The sequence below is a fragment of the Nonomuraea sp. NPDC003707 genome, from assembly GCF_053587055.1.
The window spans coordinates 261,830-288,546 of sequence record NZ_JBSFNK010000002.1; the positions used below are offsets into that span (position 1 = coordinate 261,830).

Consider the following 26,717-nt stretch of genomic DNA (forward strand, 5'->3'; position numbering starts at 1 on the left):
CCCCGATCGCCGCGGATCACTCCTGCCCTCGCGAAAGAAGCAAGGAGACGACCAATGCTATCCACAACCACGCCCGAGGCCGCACCTCGGCGCTCACTCTGGGTGAGCATGGGCTCACTCATGCTCACCATGTTCCTGGCCGCCGTCGACCAGACCGTCGTGGCGACCGCCATGCCGACCATCGTGGGCGAGCTGAACGGCCTGGAGAGCCTGTCGTGGCTGGTCACCGCGTTCGCGCTGACCTCCGGCATCGCCACGCCCCTCTACGGCAAGCTCAGCGACATGTACGGCCGCAAGAACCTCTACCTGTCGGCCATCGTCCTGTTCGTCCTCGGCTCGGCCCTGTGCGGGCTCGCGCAGTCGATGGGCCAGCTCATCGCCTTCCGGGCCTTCCAGGGCATCGGGGCGGGCGGTCTCATGGTGCTGACCATGACCATCGTCGGCGACCTGGTCACGCCCCGCGAACGGGCCAGGTACCAGGGCATCTTCGGCGCGGTCTTCACGCTGGCCTCGATCGCGGGGCCGATCCTCGGCGGCTACCTCACCCAGCACGTCTCCTGGCGCTGGATCTTCTATATCAACCTGCCGCTCGGTGTGGTGGCGCTGGCCGTGGCGTTCGCCGTGCTGAAGCTGCCCAAGCGCGTCTCCCCGCACCGCATCGACTGGCTCGGCGCCGTGCTCATCTCCGGGCTGCTGACCTGCCTGACGCTGTTCGCCTCCTGGGGCGGCACCCTCTACGCCTGGTCCTCGCCGGTCGTCATCGGGCTCGGCGGCGGCGCGGTGCTGCTGGCCGTGCTGTTCGTGCTGGTGGAGCGGACGGCGGCCGAGCCGGTGCTGCCGCTGCGGCTGTTCCGCGACCGGACGTTCACGATCCCGGTGGCGTCCGTCGTGCTCATGGCCACCGCGATGCTCGGCGCGGCCACGTTCCTGCCCGTGTTCCTGCAGCTGGCCACTGGGGCGAGCGCGGCGGACTCGGGGCTGCTGCTGCTCCCGATGATGGCCGGGATGGTCGTCTCGTCGACGCTGACGGGGCAGCTCGTGCACCGGTTCGGCCGGTTCAAGTGGTTCATGGTCACGGGGACGGCGCTCGCCGGGGTCGCCGGGCTCCTGTTCTCCACCATGGACCTCGGGACCAGCGGGTTCGTCTCCGGCGCGTACATGGCGCTCTTCGGGGCCGGGCTCGGCATGGTCATGCAGAACGTGCTGCTGGTCGTGCAGACCACCACCGCGGCGGCGGACCGGGGCGCGGCGACCTCGGCCGTCACGTTCGCCCGGGGCGTCGGCGGCGCGGTGGGCGTGGCGGTGCTGGGCGGCGTCTTCAGCGGCAGGCTCGCGCTGGGACAGGCCTCGCTCACGCCCGAGGCCATCCAGGCGCTGCCCGAGGCCGCGCGGCACGCCACGCAGCTCGCCTTCTCCGACGCCATCAGCGGGGTGTTCGCGTGGGTGGGGCCGATCCTGCTGGCCGCCGCGTTGCTGCTGGCGTTCCTGAGGAACGTACGCCTGGCCGACCAGGCCCCGTCCGAGCCGGTCGCGCAGGAACCCGCCCCGGAGCCCGGCGTACGGGCCTGAGCCCAGGGCTGAGCGGATCCCGTACCCGGGGTCCGCTTAGCTACCTTTAGGCTGAAATTTCGTCAATTAGTTGCATCACCTGGTAAGCGTCGGGAAGATGCAGAATCTGGGGCACTGGGTGGATGGGGGAACAATGCGGCGGGTCGCGTCTGGCTTGACAGCGTTGGCCACCGTGGTCGCGATGGCCGCCTGCTCGCCCGGCGCATCGCAGGTCCCGCCCCGCGCCGCCACCCCCCGAGGCCCCGAATACCTCGTCTTCTACACCCAAGGCGGGCAACAACAGGCGCAGCAGGCCGTCGAAAGCGCCGGCGGCACCACGCTCGCGAACGACGCCAAACTCGGCTACCTGACGGCCACGGGCGGCGGCGGCAGGTTCGCCGAAAACGTGGGCGCCGACGGATCCGTCGTCGGGGTTTCCCCGGACCGCAGCATCGGCTTCGCCGAAGCCGGCGCCGCCCGCGCCGCCACCCGCCGTACCGGAGGAGCCAAGGGCCGGACGGCGGCCTTCCCCGACGCGCGGTCGTTCACCAAGAGCGGCTCGGGAGAGCCGCTCGCCGGCCGCCAGTGGGACATGCGGATGATCGGCGCCGACCGCGCCAACGCCAAGGTGCCCGGCAGCAGGCAGGTGCTGGTCGGCGTCATCGACACCGGCGTGGACGGCAAGCACCCCGACATCGCCCCCAACTTCAACCGCGAGCTCAGCCGCAACTTCGTCACCGACAAGCCCAAGGACGAGGACGGCGAGACGCTCGACGGCCCCTGCGAGGTCAGCAGCTGCAAGGACCCCGTGGACGAGGACGACGACGGCCACGGCACCCACGTCGCCAGCACGATCGCCGCCCCGATCAACGGCATCGGCATCGCCGGCGTCGCCCCCGGCGTGCAGATCGTGAACATCAGAGCCGGCCAGGACTCCGGCTTCTTCTTCCTCAAGCCCAGCCTCGACGCGCTCACCTACGCCGGCGACATCGGCGTGGACGTCGTGAACATGAGCTACTACGTCGACCCCTGGCTGTTCAACTGCACGAACAACAAGGCCGACTCCAGGAAGCAACAGCTCGAACAGGCGGCCATCATCACCGGCATGCAGCGGGCACTCGACTACGCCCGCCAGCGCGGCGTCACCCTCATCTCCGCCCTCGGCAACGGCTCCACCGACCTCGGCCACCCCAAGGTCGACAAGGAGAGCCCCGGCTACCCGGTGGGCGAGAAGAAGGAGCGCCAGGTCGACAACTCCTGCGTCAACGTGCCCGCCGAGTCCTCCGGCGTCATCTCCGTCGCCGGGCTCGGCCCCTCCGGCCGCAAGGCGATCTACAGCGACTACGGCGTCGAGCAGGCCGACGTGTCCGCGCCCGGCGGCGACGCGCTGGACGGCACGGGCGCCAAGGCCACCCGCTCGATCCTGGGCGCCGCGCCCGAGCACGTGCTGCGGGCCGCCGGGCGGATCGACGCGAAGGGCGAGCCCAAGGGCGTCGACGTCGTCAAGGACTGCAAGGGCGGCACCTGCGCCTACTACCAGTACCTCGACGGCACCTCCATGGCCGCCCCGCACGCCACGGGAGTCGCCGCCATCCTCATCAGCCGCTTCGGCAAACCCGGCAAGGGCGGCCTCGAACTGGCCCCGGCCACCGTCGAGGACCTGCTGTACAAGACCGCCATCCCCAAGGCCTGCCCCACGCCCCGCCAATATGTGTACAAAGCCTACGGCCAGGACGTCACGCAGGTCTGCGAGGGAGACCAGGCGGACAACGGCTTCTTCGGGCACGGTGTCGTGGACGCATGGAAAGCGGCTACCGTCGAACCATGATGTATCGCATCATCGCGGACGCCGCGATGATGGTGCACTTCGCGTTCCTGGCCTACCTGGCCGTGGGCGGGTTCCTCGCGTGGCGCTGGCGGCGTACGATCTGGGCGCACCTGGCCGTGGTCGGCTGGGGCCTGCTCTCGCTCGTGACCGGCGTCGAGTGCCCGCTCACCGCGATCGAGGACTGGGGACGCCGGAACGCGGGGCTGCCCGAGCTGCCCCGCGGTGGATTCATCGACAACTACATCGAGGGCGTGATCTACCCGGAGCAGTACACGAACTTGGTACGTCTGGGGGTCGCCGTTCTCGTTCTGTTCTCTTACGTAGGCTACGTTCTCCGTCGTCAGTGACTGCCAAGTGGTCTGTACCAATTAAGGTAGGACTCGTGACTCGTCGCGCGAAAATCGTCTGCACCCTAGGCCCCGCCACCTCCTCCAAAGAACGCCTCCGCGAGCTGATCGCCGCAGGCATGGACGTGGCACGGTTCAACCTCAGCCATGGCACTCATGACATGCACAGAGAGGTCTACGACCGGGTCAGGGAGGTGGCGGCCGACCTCGGCCGCGGCGTAGGCATGCTCGCCGACCTGCAGGGCCCCAAGATCCGCGTTGGCACGTTCGAGGAGGGCCCCGTCAGGCTGGGCTTCGGCGACGTCTTCACCATCACCACCGAAGACGTCCCGGGCGACCGCGAGCAGGTCTCCACCACCTACAAGGGGCTGCCGAACGACGTGCGCCCCGGTGACACGATCCTCGTCGACGACGGCCGCCTCGTGCTCGAGGCCACCCGCGTCGACGGTGAGCGCATCACCACCCGTGTCGTCATCGGCGGCATGATCTCCGACAACAAGGGCCTCAACCTGCCCGGCGTCAACGTCAGCGCCCCCGCCCTGACCGACAAGGACGAGGCCGACCTGCGCTGGGCGCTGCGCACCGGCTTCGACATGATCGCCCTGTCCTTCGTCCGCCGCCCGTCCGACGCCGACGTGGTGCGCAACATCATGGAGCAGGAGGCCGTACGCCTGCCGCTGCTCGCCAAGATCGAGAAGCCGCAGGCCGTCGACCGCCTCCCCGAGATCGTCGAGGCCTTCGACGGCATCATGGTCGCCCGCGGCGACCTGGGCGTCGAGCTGCCGTTGGAGCAGGTGCCGATCGTGCAGCGGCGCATCATCGAGCTGTGCCGCGAGAAGGCCCACCCGGTCATCGTCGCCACCCAGATGCTCGACTCGATGATGAACGCCCCGCGCCCCACCCGGGCCGAGGCCTCCGACGTGGCCTACGCGGTCATGGACGGCGCCGACGCGGTCATGCTGTCGGGCGAGACGTCGGTCGGCAACTACCCGATCGAGTCCGTCTCCACGATGGACCGCATCGCCTGCGCCGCCGAGGAGACGTCCCTGCACGCCACGCACACGCTGGAGCGCATGCCGGAGACCACCGGCGGCGCCATCGCGCGGGCGGCGGCCGAGGTGGGGGCCATCGTGGGGGCCAAGGCGCTGGTGGCGTTCACGATGTCGGGGGAGACGGCGCGCCGCCTGGCCCGCTACCGCTCGCCGATCCCGCTGCTGGCCTTCACGTCGTCGCCGCACGTGCGGGGGCAGCTGTCGTTGACGTGGGGGGTGGAGACGTTCCACGTGCCGTTCGTGCACCACACCGATGACATGGTGCGGCAGGTGGAGGCTTCGCTGCTGTCGTCCGGGCGGCTGGAGAAGGGGGACAAGGTGGTCATCGTGGCCGGCTCGCCTCCCGGCACCCCGGGCTCCACCAACGCCCTGCGCGTCCACACCGTCGGTTCGGCCGTCTCCCACACGCACTGAACCTTCAGTTTTCACGGCTGCGCACGGTCGGCGCCACCCGCCGACCGTGGCTGAGGGCCCTCCAGGGAGACGCTTACCCGCCTCACCGGCGCGCCGCCGCAACGGCGCGCCGTGGGCCATCTCCATGGGTTTCGCTTGACCGGCGCGCCAGGCGAGGTGCGGCGCGCTCACGGTGCCTGCGCGCTCCGGCTTGACCGCGAGCCAAGGACATGGGGCGCCTGCTCCCGCCTGACGGACGGCCCCACCACCATGCGGCCCCACCACCATGCGGCCCCAGCGCGGGCGGCGCCGGTGGCCGGGCGCCGCCCGTAGGGGCGGTCAGGGGGTCAGTTGGCGTGCAGGGCGGCGTTCAGCTCGATGCCGCCGCCCGTGCGCGGCACCGCCTCCACCGCGCCCGACTGCGAGTTGCGGCGCAGCAGGACCCCGTTCGAGCCCGACAGCTCGGCGGCCTTCACCACCGTGCCGTCCGGGAGCGCGACCTTCGTGCCCGCCGTCACGTACAGCCCGGCCTCCACCACGCAGTCGTCCCCCAGCGAGATGCCGATGCCCGCGTTGGCGCCGAGCAGGCAGCGCTCGCCGATCGAGATGACCTGCTTGCCGCCGCCGGACAGCGTCCCCATGATCGAGGCGCCGCCGCCCACGTCGGAGCCGTCGCCGACGACCACGCCGGCCGAGATGCGGCCCTCGACCATGGAGGCGCCCAGGGTGCCGGCGTTGAAGTTGACGAAGCCCTCGTGCATGACCGTGGTGCCGCTCGCCAGGTGGGCGCCCAGGCGCACCCGGTCCGCGTCGGCGATCCGCACGCCGGAAGGCAGCACGTAGTCCACCATCCGCGGGAACTTGTCCACCCCGTACACCGTCACCGCGCCCCTCGCCCGCAGCCGCAGGCGCGTCCGCTCGAAGTCCGGCACCGGGCAGGGACCGAAATTGGTCCACGCGACGTTGGCGAGCAGGCCGAAGACGCCGTCGAGGTTGACCCCGTGCGGCCTGACCAGGCGCGCGGACAGCAGGTGCAGCCGCAGGTAGACGTCGTGGGCGTCCACGGGCGCCTCGGAGAGCTTGGCGATGCCGGTGCGCACCGCCACCACCTCCACGCCCCGCGCCGCGTCGGGACCCGTCAGCTCGGCCAGCTCACCGGCCTCGCCGGCGGAGAGCCGCTCGGTGCCCGTCGCGGGCGCGTCGCCCAGCTCGGGGGCGGGGAACCAGGTGTCGAGTACGGTGCCGTCGGCGGCGATGGTCGCGAGGCCGACGCCGAACGCGCCGGTCGAGGTGGGATCGATAGCAGTCACGGGCCCAAAAATACCGTTTCCGGGTCAGCCGAGAGCGCCCAGGTCGGCGGAGAGCCAATGCTCGGGTCGCATCCGGAACGTCATGAGCACGTGCAGGTCCGAGCCCTGCACGTATCCCTCCACCGCGTCGGGCGGCAGGTAGCGGGAGGAGATGCGTGTCAGGTCCTCCAGCGTTGTGGGCCCGGAGCGCACGACGGGCCCCTCGACGGACACGTACCGGTAGGTCGGGCTGACCCGCTGCACCAGCATCGAGAACCTGGTCGCCTTCGCGATCAGCTTGGCCTTGCGCGAGCCGCCGTCCGTCAGGAAGCGGATCTCACCGCCGGGGACGTAGTCGTACCAGACGGGCACGATCAGCGGCGCGCGCCCGTCACCCGTCTCCACCGCCAGGCTCGCGATGTGCGGCTCCGCCAGGAACGCCTCCCTCGCCGCCACGCTCAACGGCATGCCGCCCCACCCCCGTCTTCATCGATCTTGAGACCGATATTCCCGATGGGAGCGATCCCGAAAGCTCTTCGATCGCGGTTTTGCCCAGGTGATCCCCATCTGCGGCGGCCAGATTCCGGGCCGCGACCGTCGTCGCCGTGTGCACGAACCCCGCCAGCGCCCGCGACCGGACCCCCTCCGGCCAGGCCAGCACCACCGTCGTCGGAGCGCCGCCGAGCACCGGAACACACACCAGATCCCGCCGCAGATGATCCCGCACCGACTCCGGCACCACCGCGATCAACCGCCCCAACGCCACCAGTTGCATCAACATGGACGGATCGTGCAGCTCCGGACGCTGACCCGGCCAGCACGGAGTCGGGTCCTCCTCCAACTCGGCCAGGCGCACGAAAGGCCGCCCCGCCAGCCGGTGCCCGGGCTGCACGATCGCCACGCTGCCCTCCTCCCGGAGCGGCTCGCTGTCGAAACCCGTCAGATCCTCGTACGGGCTGTGCAGGAACGCCACGTCGGCCGTGCCGTCACGCAGCATCCGCGCCCGCTCCGTCACCGCGCACAGGACCAGATCCACCTCGACGGCGTCCGGATGGGCGCGATAGGCGGCGAGGATCTCCGGCAGCAGGCCGCCGTCGCCGCCCGCCTTCATCGCCACCACCAGCCGGGGCACGGCGCGCCCCGCCCGCTGCGTGCGCACGGTCGCGGCGGCCACCGCGTCGAGGACCTTGGCCGCTTCCCTGGCCAGCACCTCGCCCGCCGGAGTCAGCGAGATCCGCCGTCCCGACCGGTCGAACAACGTCACCCCGAGCCGCCGCTCCAGCTTCTGGATCGCCCTCGACAACGGCGGCTGCGCCATGCCCAGCCGCTCGGCCGCCCGCCCGAAGTGCAGCTCCTCCGCGACGGCGGCGAAATAGGCCAGCTCGCGCGTTTCCATACCCTCAGGGTATGGCCCATGACCCACCCGGTGTTGGCCCCCGAACCGCTGGCGATGATGTGCTTCCCGACATGACCGACAAGACCACCGCCCTGGTGACCGGGGCGAACAAGGGCATCGGATACGAGGTCGCCGCCGGACTCGCGCGCACGGGCATGACGGTGCTGCTCGGCTCCCGCGACCGGGCGCGCGGGGAGGAGGCCGCCGCCCGGCTCCGCGCCGAGGGCGGCGACGTGCGCCCCGTCCTGCTGGACGTCACCGACCCGGCCACGATCGACGCCGCCGCCGCCACGCTGACCCGCCTCGACGTGCTGGTCAACAACGCCGGCATCGCGGGCCCCATGGGCGACCCGCCCAGCGCGATGTCCCCGCGAACCCTCCAGGAGGTGCTCGAGACGAACGTCGTCGGCGTCCTCATGGTCACCAACGCCATGCTCCCCCTGCTCAGACGCTCACCGGCGGCCCGCATCGTGAACGTCTCCAGCGGCGTCGGCTCCCTCGCCCACCACACCGACCCCGGCCACTACATGTCCGCCCTGCCGCCCTCGGCCACCTATCCCGTGTCCAAGACCGCGCTCAACTCCCTGACCGTCCAGTACGCCAAGGAACTGCGCGAGGAAGGCATCCTCGTCAACGCCGCCGCCCCGGGCGCCTGCGCCACCGACCTCACCAAGGACCTGCCGTACAAACCCACCCGCACGGCTGCGGACGGGGCCGCCGTCGTCATCCGGCTGGCCACCCTCGGCCCCGACGGCCCGACCGGCGGCTTCTACGACGACGCCGGGGTCATGCCCTGGTGACCGGTCAGTATTTCGGGCCGACGTGAAGGTCAAGCAGCTCCACCGCCTCCCTGCGGGCGACCGAGAGCTCGTTGCGTTTGTTGAAGCGCCAGGCGACCCCGAGCAGATCCAGCGCGTCACCGCAGAGTGCCAGAATGTCGAGGGACTCGTTCTTGAACAGGTAACGCGGATACTCGTACCAGCGGACGCCGCTGGGGAGGACGCGGCGGACGCGATTCATCCCTCGGTAGCCGTCTGAATGCATGAGGCCTCGCACGAACTGCCCGGGATGCGCCGTGACGATCTCCTGCTGCCACGGGTCGAGCACGATCGCACGGTTGTGCTTCTTGCCGGGGCCGTGCTGCGGGAACAGATGCGGCCAGTGCTTGGAGTAGGAGTTCACGTCGCTGCACCCTTGCCTCTGCACCACGCGCACCTTGTTGGTCGGGCGGACGGCTTGGAGCGCCTCGATACATTCCTGGACGAGGCCAGGCCAGCTGTCCGCGCACATGATCCGCAAGGCCCACACGTGCTTGCCCCGGTCGCCGACCCAGCAGATGCAGCCGTCGCCGAGATAGAGGCCCAGCAGGTAGGCATAACTGCCTGCAGGAGAGGGAGGATGGGGCTGCGACGCGCAGCGGGGGCACGTGCCGGTCATGGGGGAGTCGAGGGTAGGCCGATTGCGCCACCGGCTGATGGTGGTCCGAGCGAGGCCAGTCTGGCGGCTCGCCTCGCCAATGCTGAGCCCTGATGCGAGCAAACGGAGCGCTTCGTCACGGATGGCGAGATCGTACATGCGGAGAGTGTTGCATCCAGGCACGACAAAACCGCCCGGCGGAGAGAACCGAGCGGTTGGTCAGTGCCCCGGGTGGGATTCGAACCCACACTGAATGGATTTTGAGGCCATCTTCTCTGCCGTTGGAATACCGGGGCATTTCCGGATTTATGGTGCATCCTAGCGCCGAGCTAGATCGCCTGCCGACCGCCAGCGTGGCTCTAATGTACCGGACATCGGTACTCTTCTGCTCGTGAGTACGCAGCGGCGAGTAGTGATCGCGGAAGACGAGGCCCTGATCCGCCTCGACCTCAAGGAGATGCTCCAGGAGGACGGCTACGTCGTCGTGGGCGAGGCCGGGGACGGTGAGCAGGCGATCCGGCTGGCCGCCGAGCTGAGGCCGGACCTCGTGATCCTGGACGTGAAGATGCCCGTGCTCGACGGCATCTCGGCGGCCGAGCGGATCGCGGCCGAGCGGATCGCCCCGTGCCTGATCCTGACCGCGTTCTCCCAGCGTGACCTGGTCGAGCGGGCCAGGGACGCGGGGGCGATGGCCTATCTGGTCAAGCCGTTCACGAAGGCGGATCTGGTGCCGGCGATCGAGATGGCGGTCAGCAGGCACGAGGAGATGGTGGCGCTGGCGTCCGAGGTGTCGAGCCTGTCGGAGCGGCTGGAGACCAGGAAGCTGGTGGAGCGGGCCAAGGGTCAGCTGATGACGCAGCACGGCTGGAGTGAGCCGCAGGCGTTCAGGTGGATCCAGAAGGCGTCGATGGATCGGCGGTTGAGCATGCGTGAGGTTGCTCAGATCGTTATAGATGACGCGGCCGAGCGGGGCTGAAAAAGGCCTATATCAAGTCTTTTGGGCCGGTGGGTTGTGGTGTGGTCACGAGTGGGCATCCAACCGGCTTCGAGTGCTTTTCGTGGGAGGTGTCCCGGCGCGTAACTGATGGGCGGACGGAAGGTCCGCTCATCTCGAACGGAGACGCTTTCGATGATCCGTATTTCCCGCGCGCCGGTCGCCGCCACAGCGATCCGCGTACCCGTGCTCGTCGCCGCCCGCTTGCCGGTCGCCGTCGCGGCGGCGTGTCTGGTGCTGGTCGCGTGTTCGGGCGGAGGCACGTCCGCCGCCCCCGCCGGGTCCGCCTCGGCTTCGTCCTCCTCGGCCGGGGCCGCGAAGAAGGGGGACGGCACGCTGACGATCGGCACGGTGCTGCCGCAGACGGGTTCGCTCGCGTATCTGGGCCCGCCCATGTTCACGGGTGCGAACCTGGCGCTCAAGGAGGTGAACGAGGCGGGCGGGGTGCTCGGCAAGCCGGTCACCAAGTACGACACGGACTCGGGTGACACCACCACGAACATCGCCTCGCAGTCGGCCGACAAGCTGCTGACGCAGAAGGTGGACGCGATCGTGGGTGCGGCGTCGTCGTCGGTGTCGGAGTCGATCATCGACAAGATCACCCGGGCGGGGGTCGTGCAGTTCTCGCCGGCGAACACGTCGGACAAGTTCACCACGATCAACGACCGGGGGCTCTATTTCCGTACGGCGCCGCCGGACAAGCTGCAGGGCCGGGTGCTGGGTGACCTGGTGGTGGGCGACGGCAACGACACGGTGGGCATCCTGGCCATGCAGGACTCGTACGGCACGGGTCTGGCGGATCAGGTGCAGAAGACGATCACCGATGGCGGTGGCGAGGTCGTGGAGCGGGTGGACTACGACCCGAAGGCGGCCGACTTCTCCGCGGACGTGGCGAGGATCAAGGCGAAGAATCCGAAGGGCATCGTGCTGATCGGGTTCGAGGAGACCGCGAAGGTCGTGGCGGAGCTGGTCAAGCAGGGCCTGACGGCGGACAGGCACAAGTGGTACATGGTGGACGGCAACATGTCGAACACCAACTTCGTCAGGGCTCCGAAGGGCACGCTCAAGGACGTCAAGGGCACGCTGCCCGGCGCGGCTGCGCCCGAGGCGTTCCAGAAGAAGCTGCTGGCGGTCAATCCCAAGCTGACCGAGTTCACGTACGCGGCGGAGTCGTACGACGCGGTGATGCTGATCGCGCTGGCGGCCGAGGTGGCCAAGGACGACTCGGGGGCGGCCATCGCGGCGAACCTGGTGGCCGTGAGCAAGTCCGGCGAGAAGTGCACCGGTTTCAAGGAGTGCGTGGACCTGCTGAAGGCCGGTAAGGACATCGACTACGAGGGTGTCAGCGGGCCGGTCGACTTCAACGAGGTGGGCGACCCGTCGGTGGCGACGATCGGGGTCTACCAGTACGGGGCGGACAACAAGTTCGACGCGGCGAAGGCGGTCGAATATCGCCAGGGCAACATCGCGGGCTGAGAGCGCCCATGACACCCCAGATCCGGAAATTTCCGGATCTGGGGTGTGTCGTGTCTGACAGGACCGTAACTCACACGAAACACATCATTACCATCAGTGTTTGTGACATTACGAATCCGCATAAAAGCCGCGTAAGAACTCCCCATCACCTGTTCGAACAGGCATGCTGAGCTCGGAAAACCCAGCGAAGGTGATCGTTCCTTCGTTGAGATAGGGGGAGTCTCTTTTATGATCCGCATTGCTCCAACGGGGCGCGTGCTGGCCGTCGCGGCCGCGGCGAGCCTGGCTCTGACGGCCTGTGGCGGTGGCGGCGGCGACACGGCCGCGAAGCAGTCCGAGTCGGCGGCCCCGTCCACGGCGGCCTCCTCGGCGCCCGCGGCGAAGGGCGACGGCACGCTGACCCTCGGCACCGTGCTGCCGCAGACGGGCTCGCTCGCGTTCCTCGGCCCGCCCGAGTTCGCCGGCGTGGACCAGGCCGTCAAGGAGATCAACGAGGCCGGCGGCGTGCTCGGCAAGCCGATCACCAAGGTCCACACGGACTCGGGTGACACGAGCACGAACATCGCCTCGCAGTCGGTGGACAAGCTGCTGGCCCAGAAGGCCGACGCCATCATCGGCGCCGCGTCGTCGTCGGTGTCGGAGTCGATCATCGACAAGATCACGGGTGCGGGCGTGGTGCAGTTCTCGCCGGCCAACACCTCCGACAAGTTCACCACGATCAGCGACAAGGGCCTGTACTTCCGTACGGCGCCGCCGGACAAGCTCCAGGGTCGCGTGCTCGGCGACCTGATCGCCGCCGACGGCAACGACACCATCGGCATCCTGGCCATGCAGGACTCCTACGGCTCCGGCCTGGCCGACCAGGTCACCAAGACCGCCGAGGAGGCCGGCGCCAGCGTCGTGGAGCGGGTCGACTACGACCCGAAGGCGGCCGACTTCTCCGCCGACGTGGCCAAGATCAAGGCGAAGAACCCGAAGGCGATCGTGCTGATCGGCTTCGAGGAGGGCGCCAAGGTCGTGGCCGAGCTGGTCAAGCAGGGCCTGACGACGGACAAGTACAAGTGGTACATGGTGGACGGCAACATGTCGAACACCAACTACCAGAAGATGCCCAAGGGCACGCTCAAGGGCGTCAAGGGCACCATCCCGGGCGCCGAGGCGCCCGAGGAGTTCAGGAAGAAGCTCGTCGAGCTCAGCCCCAAGCTGAGCGACTTCACGTACGCGGCCGAGTCGTACGACGCGGCGAACCTGATCGCCCTCGCCGCCGAGGCGGCCAAGGACGACTCCGGCGCGTCCATCGCCGCCAAGCTGCCCGAGGTGAGCAAGGGCGGCGAGAAGTGCAAGAGCTTCAAGGAGTGCGTCGACCTGCTCAAGGCCGGCAAGGACATCGACTACGACGGCCTCAGCGGCCCGGTCGAGTTCAACGACGCCGGTGACCCGGCGGTGGCCACGATCGGCGTCTACCAGTACGGGGACGACAACAAGTACCCCGGCAAGGCGCTGGAGTACCGCACCGGCAAGATCGAGGGCTGACCCTCAGCCGCCCAGGCCGCACGTCTTCATCGCCCAGGGGATGAGGCGGTCCTGCAGCGGCTTGGGCGGCACCACGATGACCACGCGCTCCTGACCCCCGTCGATGCTGGCCCGCACGGGGAACAGGAAGGCCTTCTTGGCCTCGGCGAACGCGTGGGGGTCGCAGCGGCCGGGGGTGAGCGCGATCGGCACCTCCAGCCGCTGCCGACCGGCGGCCAGCACGCCCAGGGGCCGGTGCTCGGGCGTGACGATGAAGTGGGTGGTCCCGCCCATGTCGTTGACGGTGACGGCGCCGTTCCCGCGCCGGGTGATCACCAGGTTGCCCCGCATGGCCTTGTCGGCGTCCTTCCACTCGGGGCCGAACTCGATGTCCGCCGCCTCCTTGATCAGGAACTCCGAGCACTCGTCGCGCAGCAGCCTGGCCAGCAGCGGGTCGGGGTGGGGGACGTTGAAGACCACCTTGCGCGGCTGCTCGGAGCCGGTGCTGACGTGCGCCACGACCGTGGCCGGCTGGACCTCGGGCAGCCCCTGGGGGAGGCAGTTGGCGGGCCCGTACGTGATGCGCAGGTCCGTCCGCTCGGTCTTCTTGAGGGTGGCGTCGGTCCGTTGCGCCGGCAGGGTTCTGAATGACGGCGTGACCAGCTGGACGTCGGCGAAATAGACCGGTGTGTCCGTGGTATTGCGGACGGCCACTTCCAGCGCGTGCACGGGCTCGTCCGAACGCCATTGCGCCAGTGAGACGGACACGCCCGCCGGGGGCGTCGCGGGCGGCGGCGAAGGCCGTTCGGAGGCGGCGCAACCGGCGAGGAGGAGCACCATGGCGAGGGGAACCGTAAAGCGCTTCACTCGATGCAGATTAAGCGCGCTTGCCCAGGTCCGTAAGTTGAGGACTGATTACGACTCCGCATCCAAGTGCCGACAGTTCCCCAGTGCATCTGGTTGGAGCACGCAGCAGTTTTATACGTTTCCTGCATTCGTTCGGGAACGCTCGGCGGTGCTGACCGATCCCGGCCTGGAAATGAAGGAGACACTTCATGATCCGCATTGCTCCCGTGGGGCGGGCGCTGGCTGTCGTGGCTGCCACCAGCCTCGCCCTGACAGCCTGCGGCGGTGGCGGCGGCAACACCGCCACGCAGACGTCAGAGTCTGCCGCCGCGCCGTCGTCGTCGGCGCCCGCCGCGGCGAAGGGCGATGGCACTCTCACCATCGGCACCCTGCTGCCCCAGACCGGTTCGCTGGCCTTCCTCGGCCCGCCCGAGATCGCGGGAGTCGACGCCGCCGTCAAGGAGATCAACGAGGCCGGTGGCGTGCTCGGCAAGCCGATCACCAAGTACGACACCGACTCGGGTGACACCACCACCAACATCGCCTCGCAGTCGGTGGACAAGCTGCTGGCGCAGAAGGCCGACGCCATCATCGGCGCCGCGTCGTCGTCGGTTTCGGAGTCGGTGATCGACAAGATCACGGGTGCGGGCGTGGTGCACTTCTCGCCGGCCAACACCTCGGACAAGTTCACCACGATCAACGACAAGGGCCTGTACTTCCGTACCTCGCCGCCCGACAAGCTGCAGGGGCGCGTGCTGGGTGACCTCGTGGTGGCCGACGGCAACGACACGGTGGGCATCCTGGCCATGCAGGACTCCTACGGCACGGGTCTGGCCGACCAGGTCCAGAAGACCGTCACCGACGGCGGTGGCGAGGTCGTCGAGCGCGTCGACTACGACCCGAAGGCGGCCGACTTCTCCGCCGACGTGGCCAAGATCAAGGCCAAGAACCCCAAGGGCATCGTGCTGATCGGGTTCGAGGAGACCGCGAAGGTCGTGGCCGAGCTGGTCAAGCAGGGCCTGCCCGCCAGCAAACACAAGTGGTACATGGTGGACGGCAACACGTCCAACACGAACTACGTGAAGATGCCCAAGGGCACGCTCGACGGCGTCAAGGGCACGATCCCGGGTGCCGCGGCCCCCGAGGAGTTCGAGAAGAAGCTCCTGGCCGTCGACCCCAAGCTCCAGGACTTCAGCTACGCCCCCGAGTCCTACGACGCCGCCAACCTGATCGCGCTGGCCGCCGAGGCCGCCAAGAGCGACGCCGGCACGGACATCGCGGCCAAGCTCGCCGAGGTGAGCAAGGGCGGCGAGAAGTGCAAGAGCTTCAAGGAGTGCGTGGACCTGCTGAAGGCCGGCAAGGACATCGACTACGAGGGCGTCAGCGGCCCGGTCGAGTTCAACGAGGCCGGTGACCCGTCCGTGGCCACCATCGGCATCTACCAGTACGGCGCCAACAACAAGTACGCCACCAAGGCACTCGAGTACCGCACCGGCAACATCGCCGGCTAGTAACGCCGCCTCACACGGAAGGGCCCGGCCGTCATGGCCGGGCCCTTCTCGTCGTTACTTGCAGCCCGCCACGATCTGGTCGGCGGCCACGCGGTACTGCTTGAGCAGCGCCACCTGCCGCTCCCGGGGCACGTCGTTCCTGGACAGCCCGGCGGTCGTGGTCTTGATCGTCTGTACGGCGCCCTTCAGCGAGTCGGGCAGCCGGTCGCCGAACTCCAGCGTGATCCCGCGCAGCTCCGCCAGGCGGCCGATCACGGCGTCCTCGAAATATTGCCGGTCCTCCTGACCCTTCGGCTTCAGCATGAGGTTGGCGTACCCGATGGCCGAGACCACGCGGGCGCAGGGGCTGTCGGTGGGATCGCCGCCGGTGCTGTATTTGGACGCGGACGAGGCGTTGCCCTGGCAGCCGACGAGCAGGACGGGAAGCATGAGCGCGACTGTCGCTAAACGTTTCACAACGCACATTAAAGAACGGCGAAGGGGCCCATGGGAGCCCCTTCGCCGTTCTCGATCGTCTTACGCCTTGGCCAGCGTGCCGAGGTACAGCTCGATGACCTTGGGGTCGTTGGCGAGCTGCCGCCCGGTGCCGGTGTAGGCGTTGCGGCCCTGGTCGAGGACGTAGCCGCGGTGGCAGATCTGCAGGCAGCGCCGCGCGTTCTGCTCCACCATGATCACCGTCACGCCCGCCTTGTTGATCTGCTGGGCCTGGATGAACACCAGGTCCTGCAGCTTCGGAGACAGGCCCGCCGACGGCTCGTCGAGCAGGAGCACGGACGGCTCCGTCATGAGGGCCCTGGCCATCGCGACCATCTGCCGCTCACCGCCGGACAGGGAGCCGGCGCGCTGCTTGCGCCGCTCCTTGAGCGCGGGGAACAGCTCGGCCACGAACTCGAAGCGCTCCTTGAACTTCCCCGGCACCTGGAAGGCGCCCATCTCGAGGTTCTCCTCGATGGTGAGGCTGGGGAAGACGTTGTTGGTCTGCGGCACGTAGCCGACGCCGCGGGCGACCAGCGAGTGCGCCTTCATGTTCGTGATGTCCTCACCCTTGAGCAGCACGGTGCCGCTGCGGATGGTGACCAGCCCGAACATGGCCTTGAGCAGGGTCGACTTGCCGGCGCCGTTGGGGCCGATGATGCCGATCAGCTCGCCCTCTTTGACGTAGAGGTCGGAGCCGTTGAGGATGTTGACGCCCGGCAGGTAGCCGGCGATCAGCTCGTCGCACCTCAGCACGGCGTCCTCGGCGCCTGCCAGGTGGTCGCCGCGGTCGGTGACGGCCGCCTTCGACTGGGCCGGCTCAGGGACGGTCACTTCTGCGTCTCCTCTTCGATCTCGGCCTCCAGCGCCGCCTCGGCCTCGTGAAGCTGGGCCTCCAGCTCGGTCTCCGAGAGCGGCGCGTCGTGGTGGGCGCCCAGGTAGGCGTCGATCACGCGCTCGTCGGACATGATCGTCGAGGGCGGGCCCTCGGCGATGACCGCGCCCTGCGCCATGACGATCACCCAGTCGCTGATGTCGCGGACCATGTCCATGTCGTGCTCCACGAACAGCACCGTCATGCCCTGCTCGCGCAGGTCCTTGACGTGGCCGAGCAGCGACTGCGTCAGCGCCGGGTTGACCCCGGCCATGGGCTCGTCGAGCATGACCAGCTCGGGCTGGACCATGAGCGCGCGGGCCATCTCCAGCAGCTTGCGCTGGCCGCCCGACAGGGATCCGGCGAAGTCCTCGCGCTTGGCGTCGAGCTTGAACCGCTCCAGCAGGTCCTCGGCCCGTACCGTGATCTCGTCCTCCTGGCCGCGCCACAGGCTCGGGATGAGCGCGCGGAAGAAGCTCTCCCCCTTCTGCTGCTGGGCGCCCAGGCGCATGTTCTCCATGACCGTCAGCCGGGACAGCGCCTTGGTGAGCTGGAACGTGCGCACCATGCCGGCGCGGGCCACCTTGTGCGCGGGCACGCCGTTCATGGACTTCCCGTTGAACGTCCACGAGCCGGAGTCGGCCGTGTCGAACCCGGTGAGCTGGTTGAAGAACGTGGTCTTGCCGGCGCCGTTGGGGCCGATCAGCGCGGTGATGGAACCGCGCTGGATCTCGACGTGGCCGACCTCGACCGCGGTCAGGCCGCCGAAGCGGCGCACGACGTTGTCCACCACGAGGATGGGGTCGGGCTTGGGCACGCCGGGATCGCGCGCCAGGTCCTTGAACGCCGCCAGGGCGGCCGCCTTGCGCTCGGTGGTAGTGGTTTCAGCGTGCATCGATTGCTATCTCCCTCTTGTCACCGAAGACGCCCTGTGGCCGGAAGACGAGCAACAGGATGAGGCCAAGACCCACGATGATGTAGCGGAAAGCGCCCACCTGGTTGGTGTCCATGAAGGTGATGTACCCGGCGCCGACCGCCTCGGTGAGCACACCGTAGATGAAGACCAGCAGCACCCAGAAGATCATCGAGCCGACGACCGGGCCGAGCACCCGGGCCGCGCCGCCGAGGATGACCATGGTGTAGACGTAGAAGGTCGTCTCGGTGCCGAAGACGTCCGGCTGCACGGAGGCGAAGGCCAGGCCGTAGATGAAGCCGCCGAGCGAGCCGATGACGCCGCCCAGGATGAGCGACTGCATCTTGTACGAGAAGACGCTCTTGCCGAGGCTGCGCACGGCGTCCTCGTCCTCGCGGATGGCCTTGAGCACGCGGCCCCACGGGCTCTTCATGAGCAGGTAGACGATGCCGCAGCAGATGGCGATCAGCGCCCAGCCGACGACCATCACCCACAGGACCCGGTTGTTGAAGAAGATCGGCACCGGGCCGAGGTTGAAGCCGTAGTCCCCCTCGGAGAACGGGTTGAGGGCGTAGAAGCCGTCGGAGAAGCCGCGCTGGCCGTCGGAGCCGCCGAAGACCGACTTGAAGGCCACCGAGCGGAAGACGAGCCTGATGATCTCGGCCGCCGCGATGGTGACGATGGCCAGATAGTCGGCGCGCAGCTGCAGCGTCGGGATGCCCATGAGGATCGCCAGCAGCACGGCGGCGGCGAGGCCGACGATGATGCCGATCCAGAACGGCAGGCCCATGACGGTGACGGTGACCGCCAGGCCGTAGCCGGCCACGCCCATGAACGCGGCCTGACCGAAGTTGAGCAGGCCCGTGTAGCCGAAGTGGATGTTGATGCCGATGGCCGCGAGGGCGTACAGCACCGTGTCCACGCCGATGGCGGACTTGAGGGTGGTGCTGATGATCGTGATCCAGTCCATTCTGATCCTCCCCCGATCAGCCGATCCGCTCGCGGCGGCCCAGGATGCCCTGTGGCCGGACGAGGAGCACGATGATGAGTACGCCCAGCGCGCCGACGCTCTTGAGCTCCGGCGGCACCCACAGGGTGGAGACCTGGATGAACAGGCCCACCACCAAGGAGCCGACCAGCGCGCCGAACGCGGTGCCGAGCCCGCCGAGCGTCACACCGGCGAAGATGAGCAGCAGGATGTCCTGGCCCATGGTGTATTTGAGGCTCTGCGACAGGCCGAGCATGATGCCCGCCAGCGCGGCGATGGCGCCGCCCGTGGTCCAGATGATCCGGATGACCTGGTCGACGTTGATGCCGGACGAGGCCGCGAGCGCGGGGTTGTCGGCCACGGCGCGGGCCGCCTTGCCGGTGCGGGTGCGCATCAGGGCCAGGCCGACGATGATCAGGACCGCGAGCTCGATGCCCATGGCGACGAAGTTCTTGGGCGCGGCCGTGATGGGGCCGACCTGGATGCCGGGCTGGGCCGTGTACTGGGCGAAGGCCTCGTTCTGGCCGCCGAAGAAGATCAGGAACACGTACCGCAGGAAGAGCGCCACGCCGATCGAGATGATCATCATGGCGATGGTGCCGGTGCCGCGCCTGCGCAGCTGGCCCCAGAACAGGCGGTCCTGTAGGTAACCGAGCATGCCGCCGACCACGACCGCGATGATGGCGGCCGGGATGATATGCAGCCCGAAGCCCACGTTGAACGCGTAGGCGAGGATCGCGCCGAGCGTGACCAGCTCGCCGTGGGCGAAGTTGGTCAGGCCGGTCGTGCCGTAGATGAGCGACAGACCGAGCGCCGCCAGGGCGATGATCAGGCCGAGGTTCAGGCCCTCGAAGGTCAGCTGCGCGGCCGTCGTCCAGAACGAGCTCTCGCCGCCGCTCTCCTGCTGCTGCCCGGGAGCGCCCTTGGCCTGGAGGGCGAACAGGACGGTCGAGCAGTTGCCCTCGAAGACGGTCGGCGTGCGGACATTGTTGCCGCCGCGCACCTCCGCGTTCTGCGGAAGACTGCTGACATCCAAGGTGACCTTGTACTTACCGGGCTTGTCGACCGGAACGTCCCAAGTGCCTTGTGCGTTGCTCGTGACCTCCTTAACGGGTTGTCCGCTCTCGGTGGTCACGGCGATTTTGGCGCCGTTCACTGGCTGGCCTTGGAGTTTGAGTGTTCCCCTCAGTCCCTGGCAATCGGCGGGCCCCGCGTGAGCGGGGCTGGCCAGCAGGAAGACGAGTCCACCCAGGAAGGCCGTGAACGCGATCACGGCTCTGCGCAATGGTGCTCCCTCAAGTAGGTCAAGGCGGGGTTGTAACCCCTCCATCTCGACACGCGCGCATCGCAGGCACAACTGGGATGCTGTGGCGGGAGCTTATTCTGGTGACGCCCGGTTCAGTATCGTTCGTCACCAATTAGTGACATGTGTGTGTCGCTGATGTGAGCAAACAACAAGCCAGGTCAGGGGCTAAATCGCAGTAGACGCCTGGCGGGTCGGCGAACGAATCCGTAACGATCGCCGTAAACGTGGACGAGCCCGCGCGGGCGGCCTTTGGGACCGTGTAGGGCTTCCCCGGCCGCACACGTTTTCTACTGGGCCACCCCGCGGGCTCGCGTTCGGACCACCGTATCGACCTACGGGCGCGGCGCGCAAAGGGACAGGAGTTTCACCTGTCGCGCAACATGCACGTGAGACGAGAGGTGCACACGAGTTTTCCCTGCTCGTCGGTGATCTCGATGCCGTACGTCGCCAGCGTCCGGCCGCCGTGCAGCCTGGTCGCCACGCCTGTGACGTGCCCGGCGGTCGCCGAGCGGTGGTGGGTGGCGTTGATCTCGATGCCCACGGCGATGCGTTCGGGGCCCGCGTGGATGGCGGCGGCCACCGAGCCCAGCGTCTCGGCCAGCACCGCCGAGGCCCCGCCGTGCAGCAGACCGTAGGGCTGGGTGTTGCCCGCGACCGGCATGCGGCCCACGACCCGCTCGGGGCCGGCCTCGAGGAACTCGATGCCCATGCGGTCGGCCAGCGTGCCCTCGTGCACGGCGCCGAGCACCGAGAAGTCCAGGGGGTTGGTCTGCGTCAAAGGGACGTCTCCACTCTTCCGAGCTCAGGTTTTCTGTCGCAGACGCAGACTAGGCTGCGTGTGTGCCGAAGAGTGAAGTGACCCCCAGCCGCCCGCGCCTGTTGCTGCTTGACGGGCATTCCCTGGCCTACCGCGCTTTTTACGCGCTCAAGGACGCCAACCTGATGACCACCGATGGTCAGCACACCGAGGCGGTCTACGGGTTCACCTCGATGCTGACCAACGTCCTGCGCGACGAGCAGCCGACCCACGTGGCGGTGGCCTTCGACAGGTCGGAGCCGACGTTCCGCCACGAGGCCTACTCCGAGTACAAGGCCAACCGGAGCGAGACGCCGGAGGACTTCCGCGGTCAGATGCAGCTCATCTACGAGCTGCTCGACATCCTGCGCATCCCGCACCTGTCCAAGGCGGGCTTCGAGGCCGACGACCTCATCGCCACGCTCGCCACCCGCGCGGCCGGGGAGGGCATGGACGTGCTGATCGTCACCGGCGACCGCGACGCGCTGCAGCTGGTCGACGAGCACGTCACCGTCCTGATGACCCGGCGCGGCATCAGCGACATGACCAGGTTCACCCCGGATGCCGTGGTCGAGAAGTACGGCCTGACGCCGGAGCAGTACCCCGACTTCGCCGCCCTGCGCGGCGACCCCAGCGACAACCTCCTGAGCATCCCGAGCGTGGGCGAGAAGACCGCCGCCAAGTGGGTGCGCGAGTTCGGCTCGCTGACCGCGCTGGTCGACCGGGTCGACGAGGTCAAGGGCAAGGTCGGCGACAAGCTGCGCGAGCACGTCGCCCAGGTGCTGATGAACCGGCGCCTCACCGAGCTGCTGCGCGACGTCTCGCTCGACGTCGACCTCGGCGACCTCACGCAGGGCGCGTGGGACCGCGAGGAGATCAACAAGCTGTTCGACTCCCTGCAGATCCGCGGCGAGCTGCGCGAGCGCGTCTTCAAGGTGCTCGGCAGCGGCGAGCAGGAGCCCGAGCAGGGCTTCGAGGTCGAGACCGTGCTGCTCGGCCCCGATCGGGTGGCCGGCTGGCTGTCGGCGATGCCCGCGGGCCGGGCCGGGCTGGCCTTCAAGGGCGCCTACGGCAGCGGCACCGGCCGCATCGACGCCATCGCCGTCGCCTCGCCCGACGGCACCGCCGCCCACATCGACCCCGTCAAGCTCACCGAGGCCGACGAGGCGGCCCTGCGGGCCTGGCTGGGCGACGAGAGCCGCCCCAAGGCCGTCCACGACGCCAAGGGGCCCATCCTGGCGCTCTGGGCGCAGGGCCTGGACCTGCGCGGCCTGAGCTGCGACACCGCGCTGGCGGCCTACCTGGCGATGCCGGGGCAGCGCACGTTCGCGCTCGAGGACCTCGCCAGGCGCTACCTCCACCGCGACCTGCGGGCCGAGGAGGAGTCCAACGGGCAGGCCGCGCTGTTCGGCGACGACGAGGACGCCCCGGCCAAGGACCTCGCGCTGCGCGCCCACGCCGTGCGAGAGCTGGCCGACTCCCTGGAGACCTTCCTGGCCGGGCGCGGCGGCACCCAGCTCCTGGCCGACGTCGAGCTGCCCCTGCTGACCGTGCTGGCCGAGCTGGAGCGGGCGGGCATCGCCGTCGACGGCCAATACTTCACGGGCCTGGAGGCCGAGTTCGGGGCCGCGGTCAAGCACGCCGTGGAGGAGGCCCACCGCTCCGTCGGCGAGCAGTTCAACCTGGGCTCGCCCAAGCAGCTGCAGGAGATCCTCTTCGTCCGGCTCAACCTCCCCAAGACGAAGAAGATCAAGACCGGCTACAGCACCGACGCCGACCAGCTCGCCTGGCTGGCCACGCAGACCGAGCACGAGCTGCCGACGATCATGCTGCGCCACCGCGACCAGCAGAAGCTGCGCACCACCGTCGAGGGCCTGATCAAGGAGATCTCCGACGACGGGCGCATCCACACCACGTTCAACCAGATCATCGCCGCCACCGGCCGCCTGTCCTCCGAGAAGCCCAACCTGCAGAACATCCCGATCCGCACCGCCGAGGGCCGCCGCATCCGGCAGGGCTTCGTGGTCGGCGAGGGCTACGAGACGCTGCTGACGGCCGACTACAGCCAGATCGAGCTGCGCATCATGGCCCACCTGTCGGGCGACGAGTCGCTGATCGCGGCGTTCGAGTCGGGCCACGACTTCCACCAGGCCACCGCCGCGCGCGTGTTCAACCTGCCGCCCGAGCAGATCGACGGCGAGCTGCGGGCCCGCATCAAGGCCATGAACTACGGCCTGGCCTACGGCCTGTCCGACTTCGGGCTGTCCGGCCAGCTCAACATCCCGGTCGCGGAGGCGCGGGCGCTGAAGGAGGAATACTTCACCGAGTTCGGCGGCGTGCGCGACTTCCTGCAGGCCATCGTCCAGCAGGCGCGCACCGACGGCTACACCGAGACGATCATGGGTCGCCGCCGCTACCTGCCCGACCTCACCAGCGACAACCGCCAGCGCCGCGAGATGGCCGAGCGGATGGCGCTCAACGCCCCCATCCAGGGCTCGGCCGCCGACATCATCAAGGTCGCCATGCTCAACGTCCACCAGGCCGTCCGCGAGGAGAAGCTGGCCTCCAGGATGCTGCTGCAGGTCCACGACGAGCTGGTCTTCGAGGTCGCGCCAGGGGAGCTGGAGCAGCTCAAGCAACTCGTGCGCGACCAGATGAACGCCGCCTACCACCTGCGCGTCCCGCTGGAGGTCTCCGTCGGCGTCGGGCGTACGTGGGAGGACGCCGGGCACTGACTGATCATCTTTTTCGACTAACCTGGAGGAAATTTCACCAGGCGGCGAGGAGCTCTGTGCGGATTTCAGCGTCCCTCACGCGGACCATCGGCATCGCCAACGTGGTGGTGGTAACGGTGGCCGTCGTCGGCCTGAGCCTCTTACCGTCCGAGCAGCGCCCGCACGCCAAGCCGAAAGACGTGGCCAAGGTCCAGGGCAGCGTCGCACCGCCGAGCCAGACGCCGGTGGGCGAGCCGCCCGGGGTCGTGGCCACACCCGAGTTCGCCCGGCAGGTGCACGCCAACGAGGCCGGGCTGGTGCCGGTCCTGATGTACCACCGGATCCTCCCCAAGCGGCTGGCCTCGATCGACAGGACGCCCGACCAGCTCAGGAAAGAGCTGGAGAAGCTGGCCAAGCAGGGCTACGTGCCGATCACCGCCAGAGACTTCGTCACCGGCGACATCAAGGTGCCGGCGGGGAAGTTCCCGGTCGTGCTGACGTTCGACGACGGGCACCCGAGCCACTTCGCGCTCGACGCGAACGGCAACCCCAAGGCCGGCACGGCCGTGGCCGTCCTCCAGGAGGTGGCCGGGAAATACCCGGGGTTCCGGCCGGTCGCCACCTTCTGGATCAACAGGGAGCCGTTCGGGCTGACCGACCGGGAGTCCCAGGCGGTCGCCGTCAAGTGGCTGGTCGACCACGGGTACGAGGTGGCCAACCACACCTGGAACCACCCCAACCTGCGCGTGATGCGCAAGAAGAAGGTCCGCGAGCAGATCGTCCGGCTCGAACGCCTGCTCAAGAAGCTCGGCGTGCCGGAGTCGCGGACGATGGCCCTGCCGTTCGGGTCGATGCCCCGGCCGAAGAAGCTCGCCCGTACCGGGTCTTGGGACGGCACCCGGTATGATTTCGCCGGCGTGTTCCTCGCCGGCGCGGAGCCGTCGCTTTCGCCCTACGCGAAAAAATTCGACCGGGGAGCCATCCAGCGCATCCAGAGCAACGGCAAGAAGGGCGAGTGCCGCAAGTGGTGCTCGCAGTACTGGCTGGAATGGCTGAACAAGCACCCCGGCGAGCGCTATGTCTCCGACGGCGACCCGGCCCGCATCTCCATACCGGAGAAACTGCGAGGTAAAATCGACGCCAAGCGCGGACTGCAGGTCAACGCGTATTGATTGCTCCCCGGATTGACCCCGTGGCGATGGTCTCATATGCTGATCGCTGCGCTGTGGGCTCGCGCGCGCCTCAGACGGAGCGGGCTCGCGCTCGGTCACGTCGATGTCGTAATTCCTCGGCTTGATGCGGAAGAGGGCCTGCCGCGCATCCGCCACATCGACATCCTGTCCGCGTTCGGAGCAATTCCACACATGACGTCCAGCACTGAGGCCACCTCGAGCACCCCGCAGGTAGCGGTCAACGACATCGGGTCCGAGGAAGCCTTCCTCGCGGCGATCGACGAGACCATCAAGTACTTCAACGACGGCGACATCGTCGAGGGCACCGTCGTCAAGGTCGATCGAGACGAGGTTCTTCTCGATATCGGCTACAAGACCGAGGGTGTCATCCCCTCGCGCGAGCTTTCCATCAAGCACGATGTCGACCCAGCTGACGTCGTGGAAGTTGGAGAGCACGTCGAAGCCCTGGTCCTTCAGAAGGAGGACAAAGAGGGCCGCCTGATCCTGTCCAAGAAGCGCGCGCAGTACGAGCGCGCCTGGGGCACGATCGAGAAGATCAAGGACGAGGACGGCATCGTCACCGGCACCGTCATCGAGGTCGTCAAGGGTGGTCTCATCCTCGACATCGGCCTGCGTGGCTTCCTGCCGGCGTCCCTCGTGGAGATGCGCCGCGTCCGCGACCTGCAGCCGTACGTCGGCCGCGAGCTCGAAGCCAAGATCATCGAGCTCGACAAGAACCGCAACAACGTGGTTCTGTCGCGCCGCGCCTGGCTCGAGCAGACGCAGTCCGAGGTTCGCCAGACGTTCCTCAACACCCTCCAGAAGGGTCAGGTCCGCAAGGGCGTCGTCTCCTCGATCGTCAACTTCGGCGCCTTCGTCGACCTCGGTGGGGTCGACGGTCTGGTCCACGTGTCCGAGCTGTCCTGGAAGCACATCGACCACCCCTCCGAGGTTGTCGAGGTCGGCCAGGAGGTCACGGTCGAGGTCCTCGACGTCGACATGGAGCGCGAGCGCGTCTCCCTGTCGCTCAAGGCGACCCAGGAAGACCCGTGGCAGCAGTTCGCCCGCACCCACCAGATCGGCCAGGTCGTGCCGGGCCGCGTCACCAAGCTGGTGCCGTTCGGCGCGTTCGTCCGGGTCGAGGAGGGCATCGAGGGCCTGGTCCACATCTCCGAGCTGGCCGAGCGCCACGTGGAGATCCCGGAGCAGGTCGTCCAGGTCGGCGACGAGATCTTTGTCAAGATCATCGACATCGACCTCGACCGTCGCCGCATCAGCCTCTCGCTGAAGCAGGCCAACGAGGGCGTCGGGACCGAGGTCGAGTTCGACCCGACCCTGTACGGCATGGCGGCCACGTACGACGACCAGGGCAACTACATCTACCCCGAGGGCTTCGACCCGGAGACCGGGGAGTGGCTCGAGGGCTTCGACAAGCAGCGTGAGGAGTGGGAGCGGCAGTACGCCGAGGCCCAGACGCGTTTCGAGGCTCACCGGAAGCAGATCGAGGAGGCCCGCAAGGCCGAGGCGGAGGCCGGCGAGGCCGCTCCCTCGTCCTACAGCGGCGAGACGCAGGCTCCGGCCGGCGGCTCCTCCTCCTCGTCGTCGGCTCCGGCCAGCGGCGCGCTCGCCTCGGACGAGGCGCTCGCGGCTCTGCGCGAGAAGCTCGCGGGCGGCCAGAGCTGACCTTCGGGTCCGGCTGAGGCACAGCCTTAACTCCGGAAGGCCCCGTACCGTTCGCGGTGCGGGGCCTTCCGCACGCCTGCCCCCACCGCCGGGGGGTTTGGGACGGCCGCCGCCCCAGTGCCCGCTCCTCGCCATCGCGCACCCCCGGCACCACGACCTCCCGCTGTTGGGGATTCCGCCTTCCGCGCG

General features: G+C 68.6%; 23 protein-coding genes and 1 tRNA gene. 12 read left to right on the forward strand and 12 right to left on the reverse strand.

The window, feature by feature from the left end; all coding sequences use genetic code 11:
* Positions 1–54: 54 nt before the first annotated feature.
* The 4 genes from ACWDRB_RS05210 to pyk all read left to right on the forward strand — a co-directional run bounded on the left by ACWDRB_RS05210 (position 55) and on the right by pyk (position 5,189).
* Positions 55–1,569 (forward strand): MDR family MFS transporter, encoded by a 1,515-nt coding sequence (locus ACWDRB_RS05210; RefSeq protein WP_449891917.1) that lies wholly within the window; start codon positions 55–57, stop codon positions 1,567–1,569.
* A 172-nt stretch (positions 1,570–1,741) separates the two neighbouring features.
* Positions 1,742–3,376: a S8 family peptidase gene (locus tag ACWDRB_RS05215; RefSeq protein WP_449892303.1), complete on the forward strand. Its 1,635-nt coding sequence runs from the start codon at positions 1,742–1,744 to the stop codon at positions 3,374–3,376.
* Positions 3,373–3,723 carry a DUF2784 domain-containing protein gene (locus ACWDRB_RS05220; RefSeq protein ID WP_449891918.1) on the forward strand — a complete coding sequence of 117 codons (351 nt, stop codon included), beginning with the start codon at positions 3,373–3,375 and terminating at the stop codon, positions 3,721–3,723. Before ACWDRB_RS05215 ends, ACWDRB_RS05220 begins: the two co-directional genes overlap by 4 nt.
* A gap of 35 nt (positions 3,724–3,758) precedes the next feature.
* Positions 3,759–5,189 (forward strand): pyruvate kinase, encoded by a 1,431-nt coding sequence (pyk, locus tag ACWDRB_RS05225; protein WP_355191838.1) that lies wholly within the window; start codon positions 3,759–3,761, stop codon positions 5,187–5,189.
* Positions 5,190–5,515: 326 nt separating this feature from the next.
* Here pyk and dapD read toward each other — a convergent pair whose 3' ends face one another.
* The 3 genes from dapD to ACWDRB_RS05240 are packed head-to-tail and all read right to left on the reverse strand — an operon-like array spanning position 5,516 to position 7,853.
* Positions 5,516–6,478 carry a 2,3,4,5-tetrahydropyridine-2,6-dicarboxylate N-succinyltransferase gene (dapD, locus tag ACWDRB_RS05230; RefSeq protein ID WP_350726299.1) on the reverse strand — a complete coding sequence of 321 codons (963 nt, stop codon included), beginning with the start codon at positions 6,476–6,478 and terminating at the stop codon, positions 5,516–5,518.
* A 24-nt stretch (positions 6,479–6,502) separates the two neighbouring features.
* Positions 6,503–6,925, reverse strand: coding sequence for a pyridoxamine 5'-phosphate oxidase family protein (locus ACWDRB_RS05235; RefSeq protein WP_350726301.1), 423 nt, complete (start codon positions 6,923–6,925; stop codon positions 6,503–6,505).
* Positions 6,849–7,853, reverse strand: a complete 1,005-nt coding sequence (locus ACWDRB_RS05240; protein ID WP_449891919.1) for a LysR family transcriptional regulator — start codon at positions 7,851–7,853, stop codon at positions 6,849–6,851. Before ACWDRB_RS05240 ends, ACWDRB_RS05235 begins: the two co-directional genes overlap by 77 nt.
* A 71-nt stretch (positions 7,854–7,924) precedes the next feature.
* Between ACWDRB_RS05240 and ACWDRB_RS05245 the strand changes: the two genes are divergently transcribed.
* The gene (locus ACWDRB_RS05245) at positions 7,925–8,653 is read left to right on the forward strand and encodes an SDR family oxidoreductase (RefSeq protein ID WP_449891920.1); all 729 of its coding nucleotides are present in this window, start codon (positions 7,925–7,927) and stop codon (positions 8,651–8,653) included.
* Between the two features lie 4 nt (positions 8,654–8,657).
* Here ACWDRB_RS05245 and ACWDRB_RS05250 read toward each other — a convergent pair whose 3' ends face one another.
* Complete coding sequence (locus ACWDRB_RS05250) at positions 8,658–9,428, reverse strand: helix-turn-helix domain-containing protein (protein WP_449891921.1); 771 nt, start codon at positions 9,426–9,428, stop codon at positions 8,658–8,660.
* Between the two features lie 64 nt (positions 9,429–9,492).
* Positions 9,493–9,565 (reverse strand) — tRNA-Leu (locus tag ACWDRB_RS05255).
* 95 nt (positions 9,566–9,660) lie between these two features.
* Between ACWDRB_RS05255 and ACWDRB_RS05260 the strand changes: the two genes are divergently transcribed.
* From ACWDRB_RS05260 to ACWDRB_RS05270, 3 genes are all read left to right on the forward strand, one after another.
* Positions 9,661–10,245: an ANTAR domain-containing response regulator gene (locus ACWDRB_RS05260; RefSeq protein WP_363963804.1), complete on the forward strand. Its 585-nt coding sequence runs from the start codon at positions 9,661–9,663 to the stop codon at positions 10,243–10,245.
* Between the two features lie 153 nt (positions 10,246–10,398).
* Positions 10,399–11,739: an ABC transporter substrate-binding protein gene (locus ACWDRB_RS05265; RefSeq protein ID WP_449891922.1), complete on the forward strand. Its 1,341-nt coding sequence runs from the start codon at positions 10,399–10,401 to the stop codon at positions 11,737–11,739.
* Between the two features lie 228 nt (positions 11,740–11,967).
* Positions 11,968–13,272 carry an ABC transporter substrate-binding protein gene (locus ACWDRB_RS05270; RefSeq protein WP_364263982.1) on the forward strand — a complete coding sequence of 435 codons (1,305 nt, stop codon included), beginning with the start codon at positions 11,968–11,970 and terminating at the stop codon, positions 13,270–13,272.
* Between the two features lie 3 nt (positions 13,273–13,275).
* Here ACWDRB_RS05270 and ACWDRB_RS05275 read toward each other — a convergent pair whose 3' ends face one another.
* Positions 13,276–14,118: a hypothetical protein gene (locus ACWDRB_RS05275; protein WP_449891923.1), complete on the reverse strand. Its 843-nt coding sequence runs from the start codon at positions 14,116–14,118 to the stop codon at positions 13,276–13,278.
* 188 nt (positions 14,119–14,306) lie between these two features.
* Between ACWDRB_RS05275 and ACWDRB_RS05280 the strand changes: the two genes are divergently transcribed.
* On the forward strand, positions 14,307–15,608 hold the full coding sequence (locus tag ACWDRB_RS05280; RefSeq protein ID WP_449891924.1) for an ABC transporter substrate-binding protein: 1,302 nt from the start codon (positions 14,307–14,309) through the stop codon (positions 15,606–15,608).
* A gap of 54 nt (positions 15,609–15,662) precedes the next feature.
* Here ACWDRB_RS05280 and ACWDRB_RS05285 read toward each other — a convergent pair whose 3' ends face one another.
* The 6 genes from ACWDRB_RS05285 to ACWDRB_RS05310 all read right to left on the reverse strand — a co-directional run bounded on the left by ACWDRB_RS05285 (position 15,663) and on the right by ACWDRB_RS05310 (position 20,872).
* Positions 15,663–16,037 carry a hypothetical protein gene (locus ACWDRB_RS05285; protein ID WP_355191850.1) on the reverse strand — a complete coding sequence of 125 codons (375 nt, stop codon included), beginning with the start codon at positions 16,035–16,037 and terminating at the stop codon, positions 15,663–15,665.
* 87 nt (positions 16,038–16,124) lie between these two features.
* Entirely contained in the window at positions 16,125–16,916 is a 792-nt protein-coding gene (locus ACWDRB_RS05290; protein ID WP_387831325.1) for an ABC transporter ATP-binding protein, read from the reverse strand.
* Entirely contained in the window at positions 16,913–17,851 is a 939-nt protein-coding gene (locus tag ACWDRB_RS05295; protein WP_449891925.1) for an ABC transporter ATP-binding protein, read from the reverse strand. The genes ACWDRB_RS05290 and ACWDRB_RS05295 overlap by 4 nt, the downstream gene beginning before the upstream one ends.
* Positions 17,841–18,839: a branched-chain amino acid ABC transporter permease gene (locus ACWDRB_RS05300; protein WP_355191854.1), complete on the reverse strand. Its 999-nt coding sequence runs from the start codon at positions 18,837–18,839 to the stop codon at positions 17,841–17,843. The genes ACWDRB_RS05295 and ACWDRB_RS05300 overlap by 11 nt, the downstream gene beginning before the upstream one ends.
* A gap of 16 nt (positions 18,840–18,855) precedes the next feature.
* A complete protein-coding gene (locus ACWDRB_RS05305; protein WP_449891926.1) occupies positions 18,856–20,142 on the reverse strand; it encodes a branched-chain amino acid ABC transporter permease in 1,287 nt (428 codons plus the stop codon).
* A gap of 385 nt (positions 20,143–20,527) precedes the next feature.
* Positions 20,528–20,872, reverse strand: coding sequence for a PaaI family thioesterase (locus ACWDRB_RS05310; RefSeq protein WP_192794325.1), 345 nt, complete (start codon positions 20,870–20,872; stop codon positions 20,528–20,530).
* A 131-nt stretch (positions 20,873–21,003) separates the two neighbouring features.
* Here ACWDRB_RS05310 and polA point away from each other — a divergent pair, with 131 nt between their 5' ends.
* From polA to rpsA, 3 genes are all read left to right on the forward strand, one after another.
* Positions 21,004–23,694 carry a DNA polymerase I gene (polA, locus tag ACWDRB_RS05315; RefSeq protein WP_449891927.1) on the forward strand — a complete coding sequence of 897 codons (2,691 nt, stop codon included), beginning with the start codon at positions 21,004–21,006 and terminating at the stop codon, positions 23,692–23,694.
* A gap of 56 nt (positions 23,695–23,750) precedes the next feature.
* Positions 23,751–24,845 (forward strand): polysaccharide deacetylase family protein, encoded by a 1,095-nt coding sequence (locus tag ACWDRB_RS05320; protein ID WP_397366108.1) that lies wholly within the window; start codon positions 23,751–23,753, stop codon positions 24,843–24,845.
* A 192-nt stretch (positions 24,846–25,037) separates the two neighbouring features.
* The gene (rpsA, locus tag ACWDRB_RS05325) at positions 25,038–26,528 is read left to right on the forward strand and encodes a 30S ribosomal protein S1 (RefSeq protein ID WP_363963826.1); all 1,491 of its coding nucleotides are present in this window, start codon (positions 25,038–25,040) and stop codon (positions 26,526–26,528) included.
* Positions 26,529–26,717 lie beyond the last annotated feature (189 nt).